Raw genomic sequence first — 15,991 nt, forward strand, 5'->3', positions numbered from 1 at the left:
GCCGTTAATCCCATCCATGACATGCTCGATCAGGTGCGCCCCGACGACCTTACGCCCCGCGCGGCCATCGACCTGATCTACGAGCTTAAGAAAATCCGCGATGCAGCTCGCCGAAATTGACGCCCGACCGCGAAAACCGGCCTTCCAGCTCACCTCGGCCGAGGCCATCCTCGGTGCTATCCGGCGTCTCGTCGCCGGTCAGGACCCCAAGTCCGCTGCCTCCCGCAGCATCGTGCTCCAGCATGTCCGCTCCGTTCTCGCCGACGCCCGCCTGGGCGCCGAGGCCGAACTCATGGCTACCGGCAAGGGCACGCGCTGCGCCATGAACCTGAGTGCGGCGGAAGACGAGATCATCCGCGCGGTGCATCATTTCGCGGTGCGTGACGTCTACCCGGTCGACAACCCCTCAGGCGCCGAGATGATCTCGATCGCCGCGGTGGGCGGCTATGGCCGCGGCACGCTGGCGCCGGGCTCCGACATCGACCTGCTCTTCATCCTGCCCTACAAGCAGACGCCGTGGGGCGAGCAGATCACCGAATACATCCTCTATATGCTATGGGATCTCGGCCAGAAAGTCGGCCATGCCGTGCGCTCGGTCGATGACTGTATCCGCATGGCCCGCTCCGACATGACGGTGCGCACGGCGACGCTCGAGGCGCGCTATCTCACCGGCGACCGGAAGCTGTTCGACGAACTGGTGCACCGGTTCGAAACCGAGATCATGCCCAAGACCGGGCCGGAGTTCATCGCCGCCAAGATGGCGGAGCGCGATGAACGCCATCGGCAGATGGGCAATACCCGCTACGTAGTCGAGCCCAACATCAAGGACGGCAAGGGCGGGTTGCGCGACCTCCACGCCCTGTTCTGGATCGGCAAGTATTTCTACCGGGTCAAATCCAGTGCCGAGCTGGTGGGCAAAGGCGTATTGAGCGCCGAGGAATACCGGCTGTTCCAGCGGGCCGAGGATTTCCTCTGGGCCATTCGCTGTAACCTCCACTTCCTCACCGGCCGGGCCGACGAGAAGCTGACCTTCGACGTGCAGCCCGACCTCGCCCAGCGTCTCGGCTACAATGACCGCGCCGGCATGCTGGGGGTCGAGCGCTTCATGAAGCGCTATTTCCTCGTCGCCAAGGACGTCGGCGACCTGACCCGCATCTTCTGCACCTCGCTGGAATTCGACCACGCCAAGCCGCTCGACATGGTCGGTCGGGTGCTGGCGCCGTTCAAGCGCGGCAAGGTCGCGATCAAGGGCGAAAGCGATTTCGTCATCGAGGGCGGTCGGCTGAATGTCGCTGGGCCGGAGGTGTTCCAGAAGGACCCGCGCAACCTGATCAAGGGGTTCATGCTGGCGGGGCGACACGATGCGCACCTTCACCCCGACGCCATCAAGCTGATCCGCCGCTCGTTCAAGCTGATCGGCCATGACCTGAGGAACGACAAGCAGGCCAATGCCTGGTTCCTCGAGATCCTGACCGCGCCGACCTATGTCGAGCGCATCCTCAGGCAGATGAACGAAGCCGGCGTGCTCGGCCGCTTCGTGCCGGAATTCGGCAAGATCGTCGCCTTGATGCAGTTCAACATGTACCACCACTATACGGTGGACGAGCACCTGATCCGCGCCGTCGGCGTGATGGCCGACATCGCCAATGGGGGCCTGCGCGAACAATTACCGCTGACGCACGAGTTGCTGCCGCACCTCAACGACACGCGGCTGCTCTACGTCGCGCTGTTCCTCCACGACATCGCCAAGGGCCGGCCGGAGGATCATTCGATCGCCGGCGCTCGCATCGCCAAGAAATTCTGCCCGCGGCTGGGGCTCGATGCGGCGGAAACCGACACCGTCTCCTGGCTGGTCGAACATCACCTGCTGATGAGCGAGATCGCCCAGAGCCGCGACATCCAGGATCCGGAAACCGCCCGCTCCTTCGCCGACGTAGTGCAATCGCCGCAACGGCTGGCGCTGCTGATGATCCTCACCGCCTGCGACATCCGCGCGGTCGGCCCGGGAGTATGGACCGGCTGGAAGGGTTCGCTGCTTCGCGCCCTCTATTACGCGACCGAACCGCTGCTCTCGGGCGGCCACAGCCAGGTGACGCAGCGCGACCGCATCGAAGCGGCGAAGACCGTGCTGCGCGGCGCGCTTTCGGCCTGGCCGGCGCCGGAGGTCGATGCCTATCTCGGCCGCCACTACGACCACTACTGGCTGCGCGCCGAACCCGAACTGCAGGTCGAGCATGCTCGGATGATCCGCGCCGCCGACCAGGCCGGGCAGATGTTTGCGGGCTCGATCCGGGTGAAATCCTTCGAGTCGATTACCGAGGTCAGCTTCTATACCCCGGACCACCCGCGGTTGCTGTCGCTGATCGCCGGCGCCTGCACCATGGCCGACGCCTCGATCATCGGCGCGCAGATTTTCGGCACCCGCGACGGCCGCGCCGTCGACACGTTCAGGCTGCGCCGCTCCTTCACCTCGGACGAGGACGAGAAGGTCCGCGCTACCCGCATCATCGATACGGTGAAGCAGTTGCTGCAGGGCAAGCGCCAGGTGCTGATCGACCTCGGCAAGGAGAGCCGCCACAACAAGCGGCTCAAGCCCTTCACCCTGCCGGCACAGGTGGCGGTATCGAACACCATCTCGGAAAAATTCACCGTTATCGAGGTGATGGGCCTCGACCGCACCGGCCTGCTGCATCAGCTCACCCGGCAGATCTCCGACCTCAACCTCACCATCGGCTCGGCCCATATCGGCACCTACGGTGAAAAGGCGGTCGACGTGTTCTACGTCACCGACCTCACCGGCCATAAGATCGAGTCGAAGTCGCGCCAGAAGAAGATTCACGACGCATTGCTCGCGGTGTTCCAGGGCGGGGACGAGAAGGCCAGGGTGGCGAATGGGTAATCCGGTGGCTATGGCCCCCCACCCCTGTCCCCTCCCCCCAAACAGGGGGAGGGAGACGCTCCCCGCGGCGGTTGTGTTCTCGTCTCCCTCCCCTTCCTTAGGGGGAGGGGACAGGGGTGGGGGTCGGCTCGCACCGGCGTTCCAATGAGCCTCTATCGTAATTTCCTCTCGGTCGGCGGGCTGACCCTCGTTTCGCGCATTTTCGGTTTTGCCCGCGATGCGCTGATGGCGGCGGTGCTGGGCATTTCGCCGGTATCGGACGCCTTCAACGCGGCGTTCCGCTTTCCCAACCTGTTCCGCCGGCTGTTCGCCGAGGGCGCGTTCAACACGGCGTTCGTGCCGATGTTCTCGAGTGCGCTCGAAACCGAGGGCAATGAGGGGGCGAAGGAACTCGCCGGGCGGATCATGAGCTGGCTGGTGGCGGCGATCCTCGTCGTCACCATTCTGGTCGAGATCTTCACCCCGCAAATCATGGTGCTGTTCGTTCCCGGCTTTGTCGGCGATCAGGCGAAGTTCGACCTGACGGTGTTTCTCACCCGGATCATGTTCCCCTATCTCGCCTGCATGTCGCTGATGGCGGCCTATGCGGCAATCCTCAACAGCCTGGGGCGGTTCTTTGCTGCCGCCTTCGCGCCGATCGTCCTCAACATCGTCAATATCGGGGCGCTGATCCCCTTGGCGATGCTGACGCTCGAGGCGCCGGACACGGCATTCTGGGTGGCGATCGCCACCATGCTCGGCGGCATCGCGCAGCTGGCGCTGGTCTACTGGGCGATCCGCCGCGCCGGGTTCGTGCCGAAGCTGCGGCTGCCGCGGTTCGATGCGGACGTGCGGCGCTTCTGGATCCTCGCCGTGCCGGCAATCATTGCGGGCGGCATCACCCAGATCAACATTTTCGTCGGCACCATCATCGCTTCGGGCGCCGATGAGGTCATGTCGATCATCTACAATGCCGACCGGCTGTACCAATTGCCGCTCGGCATTATCGGCATCGCCATCGGCACGGTGTTGCTGCCCGAACTCAGCCGGCATCTCAGCGCCGGGCGCGATGCCGAGGCGCGGCAGAGCCAGAGCCAGTCGCTGTTCCTCTCCATGCTGCTGTCGATGCCGGCGGCCGGGGCGCTGATCGCGCTGGCGCTGCCAGTGGTGCGGGTGCTGTTCGAGCGCGGCGCCTTCGGGCCGACCGACAGCGTCAACGTCTCGCATGCGTTGATCGCGTTTGCCGTGGGCCTGCCGGCTTTCGTCCTGATCCGCGTGCTGCAGCCGGGGTTCTTCTCGCGCAAGGACACCAGGACGCCGACCTGGTTCGCCTTCGTGTCGCTGATCATCAACATCGTCTTGTCGCTGGCGTTCTTTCCGACGCTCAAGCATGTCGGCATCGCGCTCGCCACTTCGATCGCCGCCTGGGCCAATGTCGTACTGCTGGCCATTTTCCTTGCCCGCCGCGGCCACTTCACCATCAGCGGAGCGGAGTGGCGGCAGGAGGGCATGATCCTGCTGCTGACGCTGGTGATGTCCGGGGCGCTCTACGGCCTCGTCGTGCTGCTCGGGCCGGTGTTCGATCCGGGGTACTTCTTCCCGACACAGGCGCTGGCGCTGCTGGCGCTCTGCGTGTTCGGGGCGGGACTGTATTTCGCGCTGGCACATTTCACCGGGGTGCAACGGCTGGGTGGGCTGCTGCGGCGGTTGCGGCGGCGGAAGGCTGGCTAAGAATCGGACAGCCGGCGAGGGCTGACCCCCACCCCTGTCCCCTCCCCCTAAACATGGGGAGGGAGACCAAAACACTGATATCGAGGCGATTATCTCCCTCCCCATGTTTTGGGGGGAGGGATCAAGGGTGGGGGGCTACGGCCACCGGCTGCGGACGAGTGTCTCTACTCGTACACCACCACCATCAGCGCCCGCGCCGGCAGCTTGCCGTCATTGACGATCTCATGCTCGACGTCGGCCCGGTAGCGGGCCGTCTCGCCGGCACCCAGCACCTGTTCGCCCAAAGCCGTTTTCACCCGCAGCCCGTCGGTCTGCGCCGTCAGGTGCTCATTAGTGCCGGCGGCGTGCGGGGCGCTGTGCAGCCGGCTGCCCGGAGCAATCTCGACTTCGTACCACTCGACGCGGCCCGCCATCGAGGTGGGGCTCAGGATGCGCAGCCGCCAATGCCCCTCGGGGCTGTTGATCTCCGGCGTCAGCGGCACCGTCACCACGTCGACGGGAGCCGCGCGTCGATGCGCGACGCCGCCGGCGATCAGGTCGGCGAGATCGATCTTCAGCGCCTGGGTCAGCCCCCACAGCACCGCAAAGGTCGGGTTGGATTCGCCGCGCTCGATCTGGCTCAGCATCGAGCGCGACACGCCCGAGAGCGCCGCCAGCCGCTCCAGCGTCAGGTGCCGGGCCTTGCGTTCGCGCTGGATGATCGGGCCGATATCGGGGGCTTCGGTGCTTGCCATGCTGCCTTTATCGCCAAGTACGCTGGCACTGCCAAGCGGAAATTCCGCGATCCCTTGACTATCCGTCCGTTATAGCGGAATTTCCTCCATATCGGAGGAACGACCATGCAGACCGGATATCTCGATCACCTCAGGACCGTGCTTGCTGACATCGAGGCGCAGGGCCTGATGAAGCGCGAGCGGCTGATCACCTCGCCGCAGGGTGGCCAAGTGACCGTGGCAGGGGCCGGCGGGCCCAGGCAGATGGTCAACCTCTGCGCCAATAATTACCTCGGGCTCGCCGACCACCCAGCGATCGCCGACGCCGCCGCGGCAGCGCTCGAGCAGTACGGCTTCGGCATGGCCTCGGTCCGCTTCATCTGCGGCACTCTCGACCTGCACCGCGAGCTCGAGACCGCCATAGCGCGTTATCTCCAAAAGGACGACGCGATCCTGTTCGCCGCCTGTTTCGACGCCAATGGCGCGCTGTTCGAGACGCTGCTCACCGAAGACGACGCCGTCATCTCCGACAGCCTGAACCATGCCTCGATCATCGACGGGGTGCGGCTCAGCAAAGCCAAGCGCTACCGCTTCCAGACATCCGACATGGACGATCTCGAGAGCCAGCTGAAGCAGGCGGTCGCCGACAATGCCCGCTTCCGGCTGATCGTCACCGACGGGGTGTTCTCGATGGATGGCTACGTGGCAAAACTTCCCGAGATCCGCGCGCTGGCGGACAAGTATGGCGCCATAATTGCGGTCGACGACTGCCACGCCACCGGTCATCTCGGCCCCGAGGGGCGTGGCACCGGCGCGCTGACCGGCGCCGAGCCCGACATCATCACCGGCACCTTCGGCAAGACGCTTGGTGGCGCCATGGGCGGCTTCATCACCGGCCCACAGGCAGTGATCGACCTGCTGCGGCAGCGGGCGCGACCTTACCTCTTCTCCAACGCCCTCGCCCCCGCAGTGACCGCCGGCTCGCTGAAAGCGATAGAGATCGCCCGGGTCGCCGACGACCTCAGGCAAAAGCTCGCCGACAACACCCGGAGCTTCCGTGCGCGAATGACCGAACTCGGTTTCGATCTGCTGCCCGGAGAAACCCCGATCATTCCGGTGATGCTGGGTGAAGCGATGCTGGCGCAGAACCTTGCAGCCGCCCTCGACCGGCGCGGCGTCTATGTCGCCGGGTTCTTCTTTCCGGTGGTACCGAAGGGCAAGGCCCGCATCCGCACGCAGATGTCGGCCGCCCTGTCGGCTGCCGATATCGACTTCGCCATCGGCGCCTTTGCCGAGGCCGGCAGGGAAGTGGGAGTGATCTGATGCGCGCCCTGGTCAAAGCCAAATCCGAGTCGGGCATCTGGATGGAAGAGCAGCCGATCCCCGATATCGGCCCCGAGGATGTGCTGGTCAAGGTGCACAAGACCGGCATCTGCGGCACCGATATCCACATCTACAACTGGGACGACTGGGCCAGGAAAACCGTGCCGGTGCCGCTGGTTACCGGCCACGAGTATTCCGGCGAAATCGCCGCAATCGGCACCGAGGTCCGGAACCTCAAGGTCGGCCAGCGCGTCTCGGGCGAAGGCCATGTCGTCGGCATGAAGAGCCGGGCCTCGCGGGCGGGAAAATTCCACCTCGACCCCGACACCAAGGGGATCGGGGTGAATCTTCCCGGCGCCTTCGCCGAGTTCGTCAGGATCCCGGCCTTCAACATCATCCCGCTGCCCGACGCGATCGACGACGAGCTGGGCGCTATCCTCGATCCGCTCGGCAATGCCGTGCATACGGCGCTGGCCTTCGACATTGTCGGCGAAGACGTGCTGGTCACCGGCGCCGGGCCGATCGGCATCATGGGCGCCGCGGTTGCCCGGCATGTCGGGGCGCGGCATGTGGTGATCACCGATGTGAACCCCGAGCGGCTGGCGCTCGCCACCGAAGTCGCCGATGTGGTGCCGGTCAATGTCGCGACCGAGGACCTCCGGGCGGTGATGGACCGGCTCGGCATGAAGGAAGGCTTCGACGTCGGCCTAGAAATGAGCGGCGCGTCGGCGGCGCTCGACCAGATGATCGACCACATGGTGATGGGCGGGCGGATCGCGCTGCTCGGCGTGCCGGCGCGGCCGTTCATCTTCGACCTCGGCAAGATCGTGTTCCGGATGATCACGCTGCGCGGCATCTACGGGCGCGAGATGTTCGAGACCTGGCACAAGATGCTGGCGATGCTCGAGTCGGGGCTCGACGTCCGGAAGGTGATCACCCGGCGCATGCAGGCCGACGACTATGCCGAGGCGTTCCGGCTGGCGGCCGGCGGCGAAAAGGGCAAGATCGTGCTTGAGTGGTAGACGGCTTGCGCGCGGGGGCGCTGATCGGCGATAAGCCCAGCCTCACACTGGAATATCTGTCATGGCTTTCACCCCACGCGTCTTTTCCGGCACTCAGCCCTCGGGCGACCTGCATCTGGGCAACTATCTGGGCGCCATCAAGCGCTACGTCGAGATGCAGAAGACGCACGAGTGCATTTATTGCGTGGTCGACATGCACGCCATCACCGTGTGGCAGGATCCAGATGAGTTGCGGCGCGCGACCCGCGAAGTGGCGGCGGCCTATGTCGCGGCGGGGGTCGACCCCAGGAAGAACATCGTGTTCAACCAGTCGCGCGTCTCCGGCCACGCCGAGCTGGCCTGGGTGTTCAACTGCGTCGCCCGCATGGGCTGGATGAACCGCATGACCCAGTTCAAGGACAAGACGGCCGGCAAGAATGCGGAAAACGTGTCGCTCGGCCTGTTCGCCTACCCCTCGCTGATGGCGGCCGATATCCTGCTCTACAAGGCGACCCACGTGCCGGTGGGCGACGACCAGAAGCAGCACCTCGAGCTGACGCGCGACATCGCCACCAAGTTCAACAATGATTACGCCAGCTCGATCGTGGAGCAGGGACTCGATGCAGAGTTCTTCCCCATCACCGAGCCGGTCATTGCCGGGCCTGCAACGCGGGTGATGAGCCTCAAGGACGCCAGCAAGAAGATGAGCAAGTCGGATCCGGCCGAGGGCGCCCGCATCCTGCTCATGGACGACGCCGACCAGATTTCGAAGAAGATCAAGCGCGCCACGACCGACCCCGAGCCGCTGCCCAGCGAAGAGGCCGGGCTCAAGGGGCGCGCCGAAGCCGATAACCTCGTGGGCGTCTATGCGGCGCTTTCCGACACCACCAAGGCCGCCGTACTGCAGCAGTTCGGTGGTCAGGGCTGGGGGGTATTCAAGCCCGCATTGGCGGAACTCGCGGTCGAAAAACTGGCGCCGATTGCCGCCGAGGTGCGTCGGCTGACGGCTGATCCTGCAACCGTCGATGCCTTCATGAAGGACGGCGCGGAGCGGGCTTCGGTGATCGCCGAGGCGACCATGAAGGACGTGCGCAAGATCGTGGGTTTCGTCCGCTGACTTGCGGCGGCGGCGCGCATTTGGGACAATGGCGTATCTTGCAGAGCATTGACTTGGTCGCGCTTTCGCACCGGAAGAGTCTGCAACTCTTCCTGAAAGCGCTCTAGCTGAAGGTGCGGCGCTTTGGCTGACAGCATGAGCGAATACAAACGCAAGTTTCTCGTCGTCATCGACGAGAGCAAGGAAGCCGATCGCGCCATCACCTTTGCGGCCAACCGGGTGAAGCGCACCGGCGGCACGGTGGTGCTGCTCTCGGTGATCGACAGCCAGGATTTCACCCAGTTCCTCGGCGTCGAGGAAGTGATGCGGGCCGAGGCGCGCGAGGAAGCCGAGCGGCTGCTCGATACCAAGCGCGCCCGCATCAGCCAGATCGGCGAAGGCATCCGCACCGAGACGGTGATCCGCGAGGGCGGCCTGGTCGGCGAGATCGAACGGCTGGTGGCTGAAGATCCGGGCATCGCCATCCTGGTCATCGCGGCGGCCGGCAGCAAGGAAGGCCCTGGCCCCTTGGTCAGCGCCTTCGCCACCCGCGCCGGCCAGGCGGCGCTGCCGGTGATCGTCACCATTATTCCGGGCACCATGACGGACGAACAGATCGTCGCGGTGACCTGATGGCACGTGCCCAGACCCTTGCATTTCGGGCTTCAAAACACTAGTTTGGAATTGTTCTAACACGAGTCCGAACCGTCCGATGTTCATCCAGACCGAAGCCACGCCGAACCCGGCGACCCTGAAATTCCTGCCCGGCCGCGACGTGCTGGTGGGTGAGCCGCGGGATTTCCGGCAGGCCGAATCGGCTGCCATCTCGCCGCTGGCCGCCGCGCTGTTCGACGTTCCCGGCGTCGAGGGCGTGTTCCTCGGTTCGGATTTCATTTCGGTGACCAAGGACACGGCGGAGTGGAGCCATATCAAGCCGGCGATCCTCGGCGTGATCATGGAACACTTCCTGTCGGGCAAGCCGGTACTCGCTGACGGCACGGCGGAAGTGGTTGCCGGCGAAGAGTTCTTCGAGGAAGGCGACGCCGAGACCGTCGAGGTGATCAAGGAACTGCTTGCCACCCGCGTGCGTCCGGCCGTCGCCATGGATGGTGGCGACATCACCTTCAAGGGTTTCAAGGAGGGCACGGTGTTCCTCCATATGCAGGGCGCCTGCTCGGGCTGCCCGTCTTCGACCGCGACGCTGAAATCCGGCATCGAAAACCTGCTGCGGCACTTCGTGCCCGGCGTCGAGGCCGTGCAGCAGGTCTGAGTCCAGCTGCAGATCGAGTTTTGGATCGCCCGGCCTGTGCCGGGCGATTTGTTTTTCGGGACTCACTGAGAGAGACGGCCCCCTCCCATCCTCCCCCATGAAGGGGGAGGTGCCTCGCCGGTTCATGGGGCACGATCGAAGACAGAGCCTCGACTCTTCACCTCCCCCTTCATGGGGGAGGCCGGGAGGGGGCCGTCTCTGTCGGTGATCCCCCGTGACAACCCCCGCCCGAACCCCTATCTCTCCGACATGTCCAGCGTCCTCCTCGCCATCGATACCGCCGCGCCGCGCCTGCAACTGGCGCTGCTGCTCGGCGATCGTGCCGACACGCTGGTCGAGGACATGGCACAGGGTCAGGCCGAACGGATCTTTCCGGCGATCGACGAGCTGCTGGCGCGCAATGGCGTCGCCTACAAGGACGTGACCCGCATCGCCGTCACCACCGGCCCCGGCTCGTTCACCGGATTGCGGATCGGGCTCAGCGCGGCGCGCGGCCTCGGCCTGGCGCTTGGCGTCCCGGTGATCGGGGTGCCCTCGCTGCTGGGCCTGTCGCTGGTGACGCAATGCGACGCGACTGCGGTGCTGCTCGATGCACGGCGCGAGGAAGCCTATTTCCAGCTGTTCAGCGGCCCCGCCATCCCGGTCGGCGAACCGCAGGTGCTGCCGATGGAAGAGGCGCGCCGCCGGGTGCCTGCTGGAGCGGGACTGATCACCTCGCCGCTGGTCGATATCGCGGCGCTGGCCCGCTTTGCGGCCACCGCCGACCCTGCAGGCTATCCTCCGGAGGCGGCTTATATCCGCGACGCCGATGCCAAGCCGCAGGAAAGGTTCCGCGTCGCGAGGGTCGGGCAATGAACTTCTGGCTTTCGCCCGGGACGCTGCATATCGAGCCGGCGCAGGGCAGCGATGCCGAAACGATCGCCCGGCTGCATGCCGAGGGGTTTTATCGCGGCTGGACGCGCGAAGAATTCGCTGCCTATGTCGCGGGCAAGGACACGCCGATCTATGTCGCCTGCGACAGCCGGCGCCGCATTGCCGGCTTCGCCATGCTGCGGCACCTGGGCGATGAGGTTGAGCTGATCAGCATCGCGGTCGACCGCAAGTGGCGGAACAAGGGGGTCGGTGCGCAACTGATGCGGGCACTGTTCGAAGCGGTGCGGATGAGCCCTGCCAAGCGGATGCTGCTCGAAGTCGCCGCCGACAACCTTTCGGCGCTGAAGCTTTACGGCAAGTTCGGCTTCGCAAAAGTCGGCGAGCGCAAGGGCTACTATCCTCGCCCAGACGGTACGCCGGCCACCGCTATTGTCATGGCGCGCGACATTGGCTAACCGGTTGTCTCATTCGGAAACGGGGGACGCCCGATGAGCAAACCCGGCATTCAGACCCTCGAAGAGCAGTGCGCCCAGAAGGGCATGCGGATGACCGACCAGCGCCGGGTCATCGCGCAGGTGATCGAGCAGGCGGTCGACCATCCCGATGTCGAGGAATTGTATCGCCGCGCCTCGGCGATCGACGCGCGCATTTCGCTGTCCACCGTTTACCGCACGCTCAACCTGTTCGAGGAAGCGGGGCTCGTCACCAAGCATGACTTCAAGGACGGGCGGGCCCGCTTCGAGCTGATCCCCGACGAACACCACGACCACCTGATCGACATCCGCTCGGGCAAGGTGATCGAGTTCCGCAACGAAGAAATCGAAGCCATCCAGGAAGTGATCGCCAAGCGGCTGGGCTATCGGCTGGTCGACCATCGGCTGGAGCTTTATGCTGTGCCGCTCAAGTCGGACGAACCTCACAAATGATCCTGCGCGTCCTGTTCTTCATCTTCTGCTACGTGCCGTTTCTCATCGTCTTCGTGCCGCTGCAGTTTCTGGTCTCGCGCAGCCCGTGGTTCAGCAACCGCATCCCGCGCTGGTTTCACTGGTTCGGCTGCACCTTCCTCGGCATGAAGGTGAACGTTATCGGCAAGCCTTCCACCGACCGGGCGACACTGATCGTTTCCAACCACATCTCGTGGACCGACATCATCGCCATCGGCTCAAAGGCCGACGTGACCTTTGTCGCTAAATCCGAAATCCAGAAATGGTTCTTCGTCGGCTTCATGGCCTCGCTGCAGCGTACCCTCTACGTGGATCGCAAGAAGCGCAGCGACGCCAAGCGGGTGAGCGAGGAGATGGGCAAGCGCATGGCTTCGGGCGGCGCGGTGCTGCTGTTCGCCGAGGGCCAGTCCGATCTCGGGACGCACGTACTGCCGTTCCGCTCGGCGCTGATCGGCGCGGCGCAGCACGCCATGGAGGAGGCTGGCGCCGCCGAGGTGATGATCCAGCCGCTGACCATCGCCTATACCAAGCTGCAGGGCCTGCCGGTCGGCCGCACCGACCGGTCGTTCATCGCCTGGATCAAGTCCAAGTCGGTGAAGCAGAACATCAAGGAAATCCTGACCGGCGGTACTCGCGAAGTCACGCTGGCATTCGGCACACCCCGCCCGCTCAGCTCGGGCGCCAACCGCAAGGAACTGGCCAAGCAGACCGAGAACGAAGTCCGCCGCATGCTGGTGGCGCTCAACCGCGGTACGCCACTGCCGGTGGCGGCGGAGTAGCTAGGCCAAAGGCTTTAGAAAGGCCCCCTCACCCGGTCCTTCGGACCGACCTCTCCCCCAAGGGAGAGGTGCGCCGGGGGCGAGATCGCGCCTCTACACCACCTCTCCCTTGGGGGAGAGGTCGCCGCGTAGCGGCGGGTGAGGGGGCCTTTTTTTTTGCATCAATCCACCAAACAGAAGTGGTTGCCCTCCGGGTCGGACATCACCGTGTAGCCATCGGCTTCGCGCAGCACGCTGGCGCCGAGGTCGATGAGACGGGCGCGGTCGGCGGAGCGATCGACCACTTTCACATCGAGATGGATGCGGCCCTGGACGCGGCCGCGCTCGATCTCGTGGAAGCAGAGCGTCGGGCCGGGACCGTCGACCATCACCACCGGATCGGTTTCGGGAGTGAAACCGATCGCCGCCAGCCGGGCGATCTCCTCGTCGTCGTAGGGCCGCACGGCATAGCCTTCGATCACCGCCGCCCAGAAGCGCGCCAGGGGCGCGGCGCGGCCGCAATCGAAGACGATCTGCGTCAGCCTGCCGCTCATTGCAGCGCCTCATCGAAATCGGCGATGATCGCGTCGGCGTCCTCGATGCCGACAGATATCCGGAACACTCCGTCGCCAGCCCAATCGCGATAGTTGCGCTCGTCGGAAAGGGCGAAGGAGGAGCGGAGGATGTCCTCGGTGGGGATGTAGAAGCAGAGCGACTTGGTCTTGCCCAGCGACACGGCGTAGCTCACCAGCTTGAGGCGCTCGGCCAGCTGCCGGGCCATGCCGGCGCTGTCGGCGTTGACCGAAAAGCTCATGAGCCCGGAGAAATTGCGCATCTGCCGGCGGGCCAGTCCCGCCTGCTCGTGGCTGGCGAGGCCCGGCCACAGCACCCGGCGCACTTTCGGGTGCTGCTCCAGCCATTCGGCCACTGCCCGGGCGTTGGCCTGGTGCTTGTCCATCCTGAGGCCCAGCGTTTCGATGCCGCGGAGGATCAGGTAGGCCGAGAACGGTGACAGCACGGCGCCGTGGTGGATCAGCACATCCTTGCGGAGCGCCGCGACGGCGTCGGCGCGGCCGATCACCGCGCCGCCCAGCGCATCGCCGTGGCCACAGAGATATTTGGTCAGCGAGTGGCAGACATAGTCGGCGCCGAGCGCGATCGGGTTGGTGCCGACCGGCGTCGCAATGGTCGAATCCACCGACAGCTCGGCCCCGCCGGCATGGGCGATGGAAGCGACCGCGGCGATGTCGGTGAGTTTGAGGATCGGGTTGGCCGGCGTCTCGATATGAACCAGCCGGGTGTTGGGTCGCAGCGCCGCCGCGACGTTGTCAGGGTTGGAGCTGTCGGCAAACGACACCTCGACGCCCTGTCGCGGCAGGGCGTGCCGCGCGTATTCGGCGACCCCGGCATAGCAGACGTCGGACAGCACCAGGTGATCACCGGCCTTGAGCAGGCCGGCAAACAACCCAGTGATTGCCGCCATGCCGGAGCCGAAGCTCAGCGCCGCCTCGCCGCCCTCGAGCAGCGCTAGGCGCTTCTCCAGGAGCTCGAGTGTCGGGTTGCTCCAACGGGTGTAAAAATGCGGCGCATCCGCCTCGAGGTCCGAGGCGGAAAAGCCCACTGCGTCGGGGTGAGTGAAGTAGGTGGTGGACAGCACCGGGGCCGGGGCCAGCGGTTCGCCGACGATCCGGGCGCCATCGCCGCCATGCAGGGCCAGGGTGTCGAGGTTATTGGTCATGGTGGTTTCTCCGGGGTGGGAACGTGCAACGGGGCGCGCCTGCTGACAACCCGGTGGCTGTGGACCCCCACCCCTGTCCCCTCCCCCTACTGGGGAGGGAGACACATGCTGCAATGTCAGTGTTTTGGTCTCCCTCCCCTTGTTTAGGGGGAGGGGGCAGGGGTGGGGGTCAGCCCACACCGGCCCCACTTTTGCACTCCCCGTCACTTCGGTGTATCACCCGGCCATGACCGAGCACACGCCCAAGAAGCTGTTCATCAAGACCTACGGGTGCCAGATGAACGTCTACGATTCCGACCGTATGGCGGATGCCCTGGCGCCGCACGGCTATGAGCCGGTGCAGGTGATGGAAGATGCCGACTTGGTCGTGCTCAACACCTGCCATATCCGCGAGAAGGCCTCGGAGAAGGTGTTCTCGGAACTTGGCCGGCTGCGCGACCTGCGCGAAGAGCGCCGGGCTCAGGGCCAGGACCTGATGATCGGCGTTGCCGGTTGCGTGGCGCAGGCCGAGGGCGACGAGATCGTCCGCCGCGCTCCAGCGGTCGACCTGGTGTTCGGTCCGCAATCCTACCACCGCCTGCCCGAGTTGATCGCCCGCGCCCGTAATGGCGCCAAGGTGGTCGACACCGACTTTCCCGAGGAAGACAAGTTCGAGCACCTGCCGGCGGCAAAGAAGGAAGTCACCCTCGCCCGCGGCCTCACTGCCTTCCTCACCGTGCAGGAAGGCTGCGACAAGTTCTGTTCGTTCTGCGTTGTGCCCTATACCCGCGGCAGCGAAGTGTCGCGCCCGGTGGAGCAGGTGCTGCGCGAGGCGCGCAATCTCGCCGAGGCCGGAGTGCGCGAGCTCACGCTGCTCGGCCAGAACGTCAACGCCTATCACGGCCTCGATGGCCGCGGCCGCAGCGTCGGCCTGGGTGAGCTCTGCGCCCGGCTCGCCGAAATCCCCGGCATTGCGCGGATCCGGTACACCACCTCGCACCCGCTCGACATGAGCGACGAGTTGCTCGAGGCGCATCGCGACCTCAAGGCGCTGATGCCCTACCTGCATCTGCCGGTGCAGTCGGGTTCGGACCGCATCCTCAAGGCGATGAACCGCCGGCACACCCGGGCCGAGTACATGCAGGTGATCGAGCGCATCATGACCGCCCGCCCGGACATGGCGCTGTCGGGCGATTTCATCGTCGGCTTCCCCGGCGAGACCGATGCCGATTTCGACGAGACGATGCAGGTCGTGCGCGAAGTTGGCTACGCCTCGGCCTACACCTTCAAGTACTCGATCCGCCCCGGCACGCCGGGCGCGACGATGGACAACCAGGTCGCCGAAGCCACAAAGACCGAACGGCTGCAGCGCCTCAACGAGCAGATCAACACCCAGATGCATGCCTTCCATCGCTCGGTGGTCGGCCGCACGCTGGAGGTGCTGATCGAAAAGCCTGGTCGCCAGCCGGGGCAGATCGGCGGCCGCTCGCCGTACCTGCAGGCCGTGCATATGGACGGCCCGACCCGGCTGATCGGGCAGATCATTCCGGTCGAGATCGTCGAGGCCCGGAATAATTCTCTGATCGGCAAGATTGTCACAGTGGCGGAACCGAATCCTGCTAGCGTTCTTGAGTCTCAAGCCATCGCGGCCCATATCTGAGAGGCCGTTCCAAGGAGCCCCAGAGAT

At 65.3% G+C, this 15,991-nt stretch carries 15 protein-coding genes; 12 read left to right on the top strand and 3 right to left on the bottom strand.

Going from position 1 to position 15,991, the window contains the following annotated elements; all coding sequences use genetic code 11:
• Positions 1–100: 100 nt before the first annotated feature.
• Both VGV07_RS03535 and murJ read left to right on the top strand, forming a co-directional pair.
• Complete coding sequence (locus VGV07_RS03535; protein WP_326867309.1) at positions 101–2,899, top strand: [protein-PII] uridylyltransferase; 2,799 nt, start codon at positions 101–103, stop codon at positions 2,897–2,899.
• A 144-nt stretch (positions 2,900–3,043) separates the two neighbouring features.
• Positions 3,044–4,609, top strand: a complete 1,566-nt coding sequence (murJ, locus tag VGV07_RS03540) for a murein biosynthesis integral membrane protein MurJ (protein ID WP_326867310.1) — start codon at positions 3,044–3,046, stop codon at positions 4,607–4,609.
• A 164-nt stretch (positions 4,610–4,773) separates the two neighbouring features.
• On the opposite strand, the gene VGV07_RS03545 is transcribed toward murJ, so the two are convergent.
• The gene (locus VGV07_RS03545) at positions 4,774–5,343 is read right to left on the bottom strand and encodes an XRE family transcriptional regulator (protein WP_326867311.1); all 570 of its coding nucleotides are present in this window, start codon (positions 5,341–5,343) and stop codon (positions 4,774–4,776) included.
• 105 nt (positions 5,344–5,448) lie between these two features.
• Here VGV07_RS03545 and VGV07_RS03550 point away from each other — a divergent pair, with 105 nt between their 5' ends.
• From VGV07_RS03550 to VGV07_RS03590, 9 genes are all read left to right on the top strand, one after another.
• A complete protein-coding gene (locus tag VGV07_RS03550; RefSeq protein WP_326867312.1) occupies positions 5,449–6,645 on the top strand; it encodes a glycine C-acetyltransferase in 1,197 nt (398 codons plus the stop codon).
• Positions 6,645–7,667, top strand: coding sequence for an L-threonine 3-dehydrogenase (tdh, locus tag VGV07_RS03555; RefSeq protein ID WP_326867313.1), 1,023 nt, complete (start codon positions 6,645–6,647; stop codon positions 7,665–7,667). The genes VGV07_RS03550 and tdh overlap by 1 nt, the downstream gene beginning before the upstream one ends.
• A 61-nt stretch (positions 7,668–7,728) precedes the next feature.
• Complete coding sequence (trpS, locus tag VGV07_RS03560; RefSeq protein ID WP_326867314.1) at positions 7,729–8,763, top strand: tryptophan--tRNA ligase; 1,035 nt, start codon at positions 7,729–7,731, stop codon at positions 8,761–8,763.
• 135 nt (positions 8,764–8,898) lie between these two features.
• On the top strand, positions 8,899–9,375 hold the full coding sequence (locus VGV07_RS03565) for a universal stress protein (RefSeq protein ID WP_326867315.1): 477 nt from the start codon (positions 8,899–8,901) through the stop codon (positions 9,373–9,375).
• A gap of 79 nt (positions 9,376–9,454) precedes the next feature.
• Entirely contained in the window at positions 9,455–10,012 is a 558-nt protein-coding gene (locus tag VGV07_RS03570) for a NifU family protein (RefSeq protein WP_326867316.1), read from the top strand.
• 204 nt (positions 10,013–10,216) lie between these two features.
• Positions 10,217–10,867, top strand: coding sequence for a tRNA (adenosine(37)-N6)-threonylcarbamoyltransferase complex dimerization subunit type 1 TsaB (gene tsaB, locus VGV07_RS03575; protein WP_326867317.1), 651 nt, complete (start codon positions 10,217–10,219; stop codon positions 10,865–10,867).
• The gene (rimI, locus tag VGV07_RS03580; protein ID WP_326867318.1) at positions 10,864–11,340 is read left to right on the top strand and encodes a ribosomal protein S18-alanine N-acetyltransferase; all 477 of its coding nucleotides are present in this window, start codon (positions 10,864–10,866) and stop codon (positions 11,338–11,340) included. Before tsaB ends, rimI begins: the two co-directional genes overlap by 4 nt.
• Before the next feature lie 33 nt (positions 11,341–11,373).
• Positions 11,374–11,811, top strand: a complete 438-nt coding sequence (locus VGV07_RS03585; protein WP_326867319.1) for a Fur family transcriptional regulator — start codon at positions 11,374–11,376, stop codon at positions 11,809–11,811.
• Entirely contained in the window at positions 11,808–12,608 is an 801-nt protein-coding gene (locus VGV07_RS03590) for a lysophospholipid acyltransferase family protein (RefSeq protein ID WP_326867320.1), read from the top strand. Before VGV07_RS03585 ends, VGV07_RS03590 begins: the two co-directional genes overlap by 4 nt.
• A gap of 161 nt (positions 12,609–12,769) precedes the next feature.
• Here VGV07_RS03590 and VGV07_RS03595 read toward each other — a convergent pair whose 3' ends face one another.
• Together VGV07_RS03595 and VGV07_RS03600 are read right to left on the bottom strand one after the other, a co-directional pair.
• A complete protein-coding gene (locus tag VGV07_RS03595; protein ID WP_326867321.1) occupies positions 12,770–13,141 on the bottom strand; it encodes a VOC family protein in 372 nt (123 codons plus the stop codon).
• Positions 13,138–14,325 carry an aminotransferase class I/II-fold pyridoxal phosphate-dependent enzyme gene (locus VGV07_RS03600; RefSeq protein ID WP_326867322.1) on the bottom strand — a complete coding sequence of 396 codons (1,188 nt, stop codon included), beginning with the start codon at positions 14,323–14,325 and terminating at the stop codon, positions 13,138–13,140. Before VGV07_RS03600 ends, VGV07_RS03595 begins: the two co-directional genes overlap by 4 nt.
• 226 nt (positions 14,326–14,551) lie before the next feature.
• Between VGV07_RS03600 and miaB the strand changes: the two genes are divergently transcribed.
• Positions 14,552–15,964: a tRNA (N6-isopentenyl adenosine(37)-C2)-methylthiotransferase MiaB gene (gene miaB, locus VGV07_RS03605; protein WP_326867323.1), complete on the top strand. Its 1,413-nt coding sequence runs from the start codon at positions 14,552–14,554 to the stop codon at positions 15,962–15,964.
• Positions 15,965–15,991: the final 27 nt, after the last annotated feature.

This window comes from Devosia sp., from assembly GCF_035944845.1.
Taxonomy (GTDB): domain Bacteria; phylum Pseudomonadota; class Alphaproteobacteria; order Rhizobiales; family Devosiaceae; genus Devosia_A.

What these genes read in the sequence shown, in the direction of transcription:
- VGV07_RS03535 (WP_326867309.1), top strand. Translation starts at nt 101, where the DNA reads ATGCAGCTCGCCGAAATTGACGCCCGACCGCGAAAACCGGCCTTCCAG.
- murJ (WP_326867310.1), top strand. Translation starts at nt 3,044, where the DNA reads ATGAGCCTCTATCGTAATTTCCTCTCGGTCGGCGGGCTGACCCTCGTT.
- VGV07_RS03545 (WP_326867311.1), bottom strand. Translation starts at nt 5,343, where the DNA reads ATGGCAAGCACCGAAGCCCCCGATATCGGCCCGATCATCCAGCGCGAA.
- VGV07_RS03550 (WP_326867312.1), top strand. Translation starts at nt 5,449, where the DNA reads ATGCAGACCGGATATCTCGATCACCTCAGGACCGTGCTTGCTGACATC.
- tdh (WP_326867313.1), top strand. Translation starts at nt 6,645, where the DNA reads ATGCGCGCCCTGGTCAAAGCCAAATCCGAGTCGGGCATCTGGATGGAA.
- trpS (WP_326867314.1), top strand. Translation starts at nt 7,729, where the DNA reads ATGGCTTTCACCCCACGCGTCTTTTCCGGCACTCAGCCCTCGGGCGAC.
- VGV07_RS03565 (WP_326867315.1), top strand. Translation starts at nt 8,899, where the DNA reads ATGAGCGAATACAAACGCAAGTTTCTCGTCGTCATCGACGAGAGCAAG.
- VGV07_RS03570 (WP_326867316.1), top strand. Translation starts at nt 9,455, where the DNA reads ATGTTCATCCAGACCGAAGCCACGCCGAACCCGGCGACCCTGAAATTC.
- rimI (WP_326867318.1), top strand. Translation starts at nt 10,864, where the DNA reads ATGAACTTCTGGCTTTCGCCCGGGACGCTGCATATCGAGCCGGCGCAG.
- VGV07_RS03585 (WP_326867319.1), top strand. Translation starts at nt 11,374, where the DNA reads ATGAGCAAACCCGGCATTCAGACCCTCGAAGAGCAGTGCGCCCAGAAG.
- VGV07_RS03590 (WP_326867320.1), top strand. Translation starts at nt 11,808, where the DNA reads ATGATCCTGCGCGTCCTGTTCTTCATCTTCTGCTACGTGCCGTTTCTC.
- VGV07_RS03595 (WP_326867321.1), bottom strand. Translation starts at nt 13,141, where the DNA reads ATGAGCGGCAGGCTGACGCAGATCGTCTTCGATTGCGGCCGCGCCGCG.
- VGV07_RS03600 (WP_326867322.1), bottom strand. Translation starts at nt 14,325, where the DNA reads ATGACCAATAACCTCGACACCCTGGCCCTGCATGGCGGCGATGGCGCC.
- miaB (WP_326867323.1), top strand. Translation starts at nt 14,552, where the DNA reads ATGACCGAGCACACGCCCAAGAAGCTGTTCATCAAGACCTACGGGTGC.